We start from the raw sequence: 8,548 nt of genomic DNA on the forward strand, positions 1-8,548 counted from the left end.
TATAAATTTGGAGCTATAGAAAAAGGCTATCTATAACTTAACTACATTCAAGGAAGCAGTAAGTTGCGATGAGAGCTGTGTTCTTGAAAATAACAAACGTAGCGAAGTAAAAATAAGTACGTAGCCTATGGATATAGAAGTATCAAAAGCATCTAATTTGACTAAATTTTGAAAATAACGCTATTGAACTAAAAGAAAAGAGGTTTTAATTCAACCTCACTCGTACTAAGCGTAGATTATCTAAATTTAAAAGGAAGAAGAAAGAGAATTTCTTAAGTTTAATTGAGCTAAAATAAATATTTACCGGTGATCGGTTTACTCTATTGCGTCTTTTGTATCGTTACTTTTAAGACTATCTCTAAAAATATAGGAATTACTAATTTTTTCATAGAAAGATTCATAAAGCGCTTGCTTAAAAGTATAAATTTATGCTGCGATTATAACAAAATTTGGTTTTAGCTCGCTTTTGATATAATCGCGAGAAATTTTAAAAATGAGAGAAAATGGTATTAAATGACCTGATGGACGTTAGTAAAAAAATTGGCGCAGATGAAATTTTAAACGGTATAAATTTTAGCATAAATGAAAAGAGCGGCGTTTTGCTAGCAAGCGACTCTAAAATTTATCAAGAAGTAGGCCTTACCGCGCTTTATAACGAGCTAGAAGAGCTTGAAAACGACTATTTTGAAGTACTTGAGATCGCCGAGGAGCTAAAATGTTAAAAAAACATCCGCTAATTTCCGTAATGATCGCCATTGTTGTAATGTTTTTTGCTATCTATTTTTTTATCTTTGGGTTAGCTACTATTTTAGATGACGACATTGGCGATAGTAAAGAGTTAAATAATAGCTATTTTTACGTCAAAGATGACAAGGTCTATGCTATGGTGCCAAGTGGGGGTAAATTTGAGCTAATAGGCGTGAGGGCCAGCAAATTTAGATACATTGACACTGGCAAATACGACAACAGAAACGTTGGTGCTAGCGATGAGGCGGTATATTGTGGCAACCTCGTAATGAGCGGGCTTGATCCAAATGGCGTTAGGGCACTTGGTAATGGCTATTTTGGCGATGGCAAGATCACATATTTTTGCGATAGCGAAAGCGAGACAAACCTTGAAATATCCGCACTTAAAGAGTTTTGGGACATCTTCTCACATAAAATGTTTAACACCCCTAAAGCGCAAACTCATATCTATAAATTTAGACAGGTTGATAACGCTAATTTAGCTGCGATCTTGGGCTTTGGCTATGCAAGCGACGGAGTAAAGGTCTATCATGAGGGCAAAGAGCTAGAGGGCGCAAATGCCAGCAAAATGCGATACATCGAGCAGGCATCTGGCAGAAAGAGCATGCATTTTACGACTGACGGAGAAAATGTCTATTATGACAGCACAAAACTAGGGATAAAATTTAGCCCACAAATGCGTGATATCGGCGAGATATGGCGCATTCACTATCTTTATGAGCCAAATTCTGGCATGGTCTATGCAAACGATCACGAATTTGACCCAAAATTTGCCCCATACGAGCCACTTTTTAACCTAAAAGATGAGCACTCCTATCATGCGCTCTTTCGTGGCAAAGGCGGTATCTATCACTGGGAGCGAAAGTGGCAGTGGTATAACAGCATAGATGAGGGCGAGTTTGTAAGAGACGGCGATGATCCATTTAAAGGCGAGATAACGCCGCTATATGGCGACGTGGTGATAAGTGATGGCAAGACATATTTTCTAAAAACCTATGAAATTTGGCACAACACAAAAAATGATCACAGCCTAAGCTCACGCCACACGTCTATCGTTAGGCTTGATACAAAAGAGCAGTGGCGAAAGATAGGCCTTGTTAGAAACGATGGTTACGGAGCGGTTTATGCAAACGGCGATAAGACATATTATTTTGATAACGTCGGCTACGGCTGGCGTTTTAACAGCAGCGTTTATGATATAAACGACCTTGGCGTGGTTGAAATTCTCACTCGTCCTTATGGTCCAAATGTTAAGAATTTAAAACTTGATGAGATAGTAAAAATGGTAGATCAAGGCGCTATGACGCCAGCTGAGGGTGAGGTGGTGATCGATGCGATAAGCGACTTTGATGATTACTCGCAAAAATATGCCTACTGGATATTTCTTGCCATAGCATTTGTAGCCTCGGTAGTTGGCGCTATTTTTAAAAATAAAAAGCAAAACAGCGAGCTTAAAAAAAGGGTAGATGATTATAGATTATGAGAAAAGTTGCTATTAGATTTATTTATTTTTTAGTCATCTTGACGCTATTTTTCGTTTTGGCGATGCTTTATCTATGGCATGAGGGCGAGTATCAAAGAGGCTTTGCAAACATAGATAGTAGCGAGTTTTACCGCTCGCCAGAGGGTAAAATTTACGTTCAAATTTCAGGCAGCGGCAAGTATGAGCTAAAAGGCATTGATGAGGCTAGTTTTAGGGTCTTAAAGCTAGAACATGCATATGACTACTCAAACGTGGCGGCTGATAAAAATAGTGTCTATTGCGCTAGAGAAATTTTGCCTGGTCTTGATCCAAAAAGTGCCAAAGTGCTTGGCAATGGCTATCTAAGTGATGGCAAGATAAGCTATTATTGCGCCACTAGAAGCGAGAAAGAGGCGGGATTTAGCGAATTTGGCGCCATTATGAAAAACCTTGTTCACGTTTTTATAAAAAGCTACGATGATAGCCCTTATTTTTACAGGACAAAAAGGGTTGAAAGCACAAATTTAGAGCCTATATTTGACGCTGGTTTTGCAAGAGACGGAGCTACGCTTTACTATAAGGGCGAAAAGCTTGACGCAGATGCTAGCGAGCTAAGATACATCACGACAGAAAGCGGCGCTGCTAGCGGGTATTACACAGATGGTAAAAGCTTGTTTATGGGCTTTTATAGGCTTGATGCAAGATATTCAGATGAGACGCGCCGGATATGCTACGATGCTAAGCATGATATAGAATATCTTTTTGAGCCAAAAAGCGGGGCAGTGTTTGCAAATGAGCGTAAATTTAGCGCTCAAAATATGCCTTATAGCGCCATTTATAGCGTGGATAACGTGCATTCGTTTTGGCCTCTTTTTGCCAGCAAAGATGGATTTTACTTTTGGGATAGCACAAAAAACGAGCAAGCTAAAATTTCAGACTACCAGCTAAAAGGCGAGCTAAAAAGGCTCTATGCTGACGTTTTTGTAGATGAGAGCTCAGCGTATTTCTTGCAGCAAGGCGAAGAGTGGCGGCGCTCAAAGCACGGCAGGCACTTAGTGGCACAAACTGTCTCTTTATATAAATTTGCCCCAAGCTCATCTTGGCGCGAAGTAGGGCTGGTAAGAGATGGCGAATACGGCGCAGTTTATGCAAATGGCGATAAGGTCTATTTTTTTAGCAAAATAAAGCCATTTTACGGCATAAAGCATAGCGTTTATGAGGTGGCGGATCCTAGTGCCATAGAAATTTTAACAAGAGCGTCTAAAGAGCTTAGCGCAAAAGATATCAGCGAGATGATAAAGCGTGGCGAGCTAGTGGAGGCAAGCGGCGAAGAGGTCGCAAGGTCGAGGATAGAGTATGACTCGCCAAAGATCATTTTGTATATCACATTTGGCATCGCTTTTGTCGTCATAGTGCTAATAACTCTTGCAAAACCAAAGAGAGATAAAAGCGACTTGAGATAAATTTCAAAGTAGCTATTTTTGGTGGCTAAAGCTTAAAATTTCATAAAAATTTAAAGATAAAATTTGACATATTTACTTTTTTTCGTTATTTTAAAAGGAAGATGAAATTTACAAAAAAGGAGAAAAATGTTTAAATTTCAAAGGTCAAAATTTAACAATTCGGTATTTATCCCATCGCTTGTTATCATAGCTTTAATAACAGCATTTGCAGCGATATTTCCAAATTTCTCAAATGAGTTTTTTAAAGGTATGCAAAACTACATTGCGGCCAAATTTGGCTGGTTTTACATCCTGGTTGTCGCCGTCATACTGCTAAGTGTCATCATACTTGGCTTTAGTAAGCTTGGCGAGATCAAGCTTGGAGCTGATCACGTAAAGCCAGAGCACAAAAATATCTCGTGGTTTTCTATGCTTTTTGCCGCTGGTATGGGCATAGGTCTAGTATTTTTTGGTGTGGCCGAGCCACTCATGCACTATCTAAACCCACCAGTTGGCGACGCGCAAACTATCGCAGCGCAAAAGCTTGCGTTGAATATCACATTTTTTCACTGGGGCATGGGCGCATGGTCGGTCTATGCTATCGTAGCGCTAATCCTCGCCTTTTTCTCGTATAGGCACGGCTTGCCACTCACGCTTAGATCGGCATTTTATCCGATCATCGGAGATAAAATTTATGGCAAGATAGGTAGTGCCATCGATACATTTGCCGTCGTGGCGACCCTTTTTGGCGTGGCGACATCGCTAGGATACGGTGTACTTCAGGTAAATGCGGGCCTTACGCACGTTTTTGGCCTGCCGACTATGCATATCACGCTTCTTATCGTGCTTTGTTTTGCAGCTACCATCTCAGCGGCAAGCGGCGTGGATAAGGGCATCAAAATCTTATCAAACGCAAATATCGCGCTAGCTATATGTTTTATGTTTTTGATACTATTTTTAGGCGATACGACGCAGCTTTTAAAGTCGTTTGTACAAAACAGCGGCGACTACGTCTCTACGCTCATCTCAAACACCTTTAACCTCTACGCCTACGAGAGGCAAAACGAGAGCTGGCTTGGCGGCTGGACGCTGCTATACTGGGCTTGGTGGCTATCTTGGTCGCCGTTTGTGGGGCTATTTATCGCTAAAATTTCAAAAGGCAGGACGATAAGAGAATTTGTCATAGGCGTGCTTCTCGTGCCAACTGGCTTTACATTTGCCTGGATGAGTTTCTTTGGTAACTCAGCGATCGCTTTGGTGCAAAGTGGCTTTAGCGAGCTAGCGACCACGGTAAATTCTGACTCAGCCTCAGCGCTATTTATGTTTTTGGAGAAATTTAGCTTCTCAGGCGTGCTAAGCGTGATTGCAGTCTTTATGATCGTCATATTTTTCGTAACTTCTGCCGACTCTGCGGCGATCGTTATGAACATGCTTTGCTCAAACGGCAAGGACGATACGCCAGTTTGGCAAAAGGTCTTTTGGAGCGTTACAGTGGGCGTCGTAGCGGCATTTTTGATGCTAGCTGGCGGTCTTGGCTCACTTCAGGCACTTACGATCACGACCGCGCTGCCATTTTCCATAGTGCTACTTGGCGCCATTTATGGGCTATTTAAGGCGTTACGTGTGGATCTAACCAAAAAAGAGACAAATAACTTTAGCAACATGCCTATTAGTGATCTTTCAAAGCCGTGGCAAGAGCGTCTAAGTGCGATCATCACGCTGCCAGGCAAGAAAGATGGCAAGAAATTTTTAAACGAAGTCGTGCTAAAAGCTTTTAACGAGCTAAAAGAGGAATTTGCCAAAAACGGCCTTGAAGCAAAGGTCACAAATGGTGAAAATTTTGTAAATTTAAATGTCGGACTTGGCGACGAGATGGACTTTAGATATGGCGTCTATCTCACCAAGAGCCAGAGCCCAGACTATACGAGGGAGCTTGAGGGCGACGATCTTTACTACAGGGCCGAGGTCTATCTAAAAGAGGGCGGTCAGGACTACGATGTGCTTGGCTGGAGCGAAGCTACGCTGATAAATGACGTCATCGAGCAATACCGCAAACATATGCAGTTCTTGCATGTCGTTAGAAAATAAAAAATTGGCGTAAATTTGCATAAATTTACGCCTTTAAATTTATGCCAAGCAGCCTTTTTCTAATAATATTTACCGATTTTAATCCAGATTTGTTTTAAATTTCAAAGATGCTTCTAAAAACTTTAAATAAAATTTTTATATAATCTCTCTTTTTCACAAAGGTATACAGATGGATAGAAAAACTTGGAGTTCGAAGGTAACGTATATTTTGGCTGTCGCGGGTGCGACCGTGGGTTTTGGCGCGACGTGGCGTTTCCCGTATCTAGTCGGGCAAAACGGCGGCGGAGCCTACGTACTCGTGTTTTGTATCGCGATGATTGTGATCGGTATACCGATGATTTTGGCTGAAAATGCGATCGGTAGACGCCTAAAATGCAACGCCGTGGATGCATTCGGCGGTAAAAATATAAATCCCGCGTGGAAAATCGTGGGTTGGATGGGGCTGCTTGGCGCATTTGGCATCATGGCTTATTACATGGTCATCGGCGGCTGGGTGCTAAACTATATCGCGCAGATCGCATTTGGCATGCTTGATCTCTCGCAGGTGCTTAGTTTTGAGGTTACGAGCGCGTTTTATGAGCAAAATATCGTGAGCGATCCGCTGGCTATCAGCTTTGCCACGCTCGTGTTCGTGCTCGTAAACTACGCGATCTTGGTGCAGGGCGCGGTCGGCGGAATAGAGCGCTCGGCGAAGTACCTCATGCCGCTGCTTTTTGTACTGATGATCGTAATGATCGTAAAAAACTTGACCTTAGATGGCGTGGCGCAGGGGATTAAATTTTATCTCACGCCCGATTTTTCAAAGATAAGTATCAAGCTTTTCGTCGATGTTTTAGGGCAGGTATTTTTCGCGCTTTCGCTTGGTTTTGGCGTGATGATCACGCTTTCTAGCTTTGTTAAAAAGGACGAGGGGCTGGTAAAAATCTCGATCATCACGGGCATCCTAAATACTGTCATCGCCGTACTTGCGGGCTTTATGATATTTCCGTCGCTCTTTAGCTACGGCGTATCGCCAGATAGCGGCCCGAGTCTCGTGTTTAAGAGCCTGCCGATCGTTTTTTCGCATATGCCTTTTGGCGGATTTTTCGCGGTGGCGTTTTTTGCGCTGCTGATGATCGCCGCGCTCACGACCTCGCTGCCGATCTACGAGGTTATCATCACAACGCTTCAGGAAAAATTTAAAATAAAACGCAAAAGCGCGATCTTACTTGTGCTTGGCACGATATTTATATTTGGAAATTTACCGTCCTTGATGGCTACGAACCTGCTTGCGCACATTAAAATTTTCGGTAAAAATATCTTTGACGCATACGACGCCATAAGCGCTACGATATTTTTCGTGCTAACTTCGCTAGGATGCGCGATATTTGTCGGCTGGGTGCTAAAAGACGAAGCCAAACGCGAGATAATGCAGGGCAGCGAAAAATACGCAAAACTCGTAAATATCTGGTTTTGGTATATCAAATTTATCGTTCCGTTTATCATTTTGGTGCTTTTTATCAGCTCGTTTTACGATAATTTTTTAAAGTAAATTTGATGAAAAGTCTTATAAATTTAGCTAACGGCGACCGCTTAAATTTGCGCGTGCAGGACAAAATTTTAATCAGCGAGAGCATCAAAAACGGCAAAACTAGGCAGACGCAAAAGGAGTTTGCTAGCACTGGCGAGGCACAAAAAACCTGCGTAAAAAAGGAGTGGGAGAGCCTGAAAAAAGGCTACGTCCTGCAAAACAGCGGTGCCAAAGCGGGCGAAGCTAGTTTGCACGTCTATATCGGCGGCGGATACACGGGCGCGCTAGCCTTTGCGAGCGCAGAAGGCGAGTTTTTCGTCTATAAATGCGGCGGTTACGAAGAAGAGGACTCGGTAGATTTTCTAACTAGGCTGAGCGCAGACGGAGCGATAAGAGGCGATATCATCCTGCCAAAGCCGCTTGCGTGGCACGCGGAGCGCGCCGGCGAAAATTTGCTGCTGGACTTAGATCACGATATTTTTAGATTTAACCCCAAAATGGGCGAATTTACAAACGTCTTTAAAGAGCTAAAAATAAAAAGAAACGGCGACATTACGAGCTTTATCTGCGCGTCCGGCGAAACGGCGGCATTTGCGGCATACGGTCAAATTTACCTTTTAAAAGACGGGAAATTTTCGTCTCTTGGTAAATACAAAACGGACTCAGGCTGCGGCGCGGCGTTTTGCGTAGCGCTTAGCACGGATGGTATGAGGCTGGCTCTAAACTGCAAGCAAAACGAGATTAAAATTACAAGCACGATGAACGGCGAAATTTTAAATGAAATAAAAGGCGACTTCGGCGCGCTTAGCGACGTTTACTTTTTGAAAGACGGCTCGCTGCTAGGCAGGGAGTATTACGAAGGCGGTCTAGTCTGTTTTGACGCGGCAGGTTCGCGGCAAACTCCCGCGTGGATGCACGACGAGTGCGCTAAGGCTGATAAAATTCGCGTTAGCGCGGACGGTTTGCGGCTGGCGTTAATAAACTACGACAAGGCTCACATCATCGATCTAAAAAGTGGAAATTTGCGGCTTAGCTTTGCGCTCTCGCACGTCGTGAAGCGCTGTGAGACGAAATTTGAGCACATAAACGGCGAGGAATTTTTGGCCGTGCGCACCGACTACGGCTGCTTTAGTCTTTATAAAATTTAAGGAAAAATATGTTTTATTTTTTACTCGGTATTTATTTTTTTTACGTTGCCGCAAAGGCGATTTTGGCGATCTTGCAGATAAACTTTATCCGCTCGGAGGCTAAAAAGCCAGCCGTCGTGCTAGAGCAGGGCGAGTACGAATCAGCCGCCGC

6 protein-coding genes are annotated in these 8,548 nt (G+C 43.0%); all 6 read left to right on the plus strand.

What is annotated here, in order from left to right:
• Nucleotides 1–503 precede the first annotated feature (503 nt).
• The 6 genes from Q0200_RS05415 (at nt 504) to Q0200_RS05440 (ending at nt 8,397) form a co-directional block, all read left to right on the plus strand.
• Nucleotides 504–722: a hypothetical protein gene (locus Q0200_RS05415; RefSeq protein ID WP_297938715.1), complete on the plus strand. Its 219-nt coding sequence runs from the start codon at nt 504–506 to the stop codon at nt 720–722.
• Entirely contained in the window at nt 716–2,230 is a 1,515-nt protein-coding gene (locus Q0200_RS05420; RefSeq protein WP_297938718.1) for a DKNYY domain-containing protein, read from the plus strand. The genes Q0200_RS05415 and Q0200_RS05420 overlap by 7 nt, the downstream gene beginning before the upstream one ends.
• Entirely contained in the window at nt 2,227–3,672 is a 1,446-nt protein-coding gene (locus Q0200_RS05425; RefSeq protein ID WP_297938721.1) for a DKNYY domain-containing protein, read from the plus strand. Before Q0200_RS05420 ends, Q0200_RS05425 begins: the two co-directional genes overlap by 4 nt.
• 126 nt (nt 3,673–3,798) lie before the next feature.
• A complete protein-coding gene (locus Q0200_RS05430; protein ID WP_297938724.1) occupies nt 3,799–5,739 on the plus strand; it encodes a BCCT family transporter in 1,941 nt (646 codons plus the stop codon).
• A gap of 169 nt (nt 5,740–5,908) precedes the next feature.
• Entirely contained in the window at nt 5,909–7,270 is a 1,362-nt protein-coding gene (locus Q0200_RS05435; protein ID WP_297938727.1) for a sodium-dependent transporter, read from the plus strand.
• 5 nt (nt 7,271–7,275) lie between these two features.
• Nucleotides 7,276–8,397, plus strand: coding sequence for a hypothetical protein (locus Q0200_RS05440; protein ID WP_297938730.1), 1,122 nt, complete (start codon nt 7,276–7,278; stop codon nt 8,395–8,397).
• Nucleotides 8,398–8,548 lie beyond the last annotated feature (151 nt).

This window comes from uncultured Campylobacter sp. (assembly GCF_938045225.1).
In the GTDB taxonomy this organism is placed as follows: Bacteria; Campylobacterota; Campylobacteria; order Campylobacterales; family Campylobacteraceae; genus Campylobacter_A.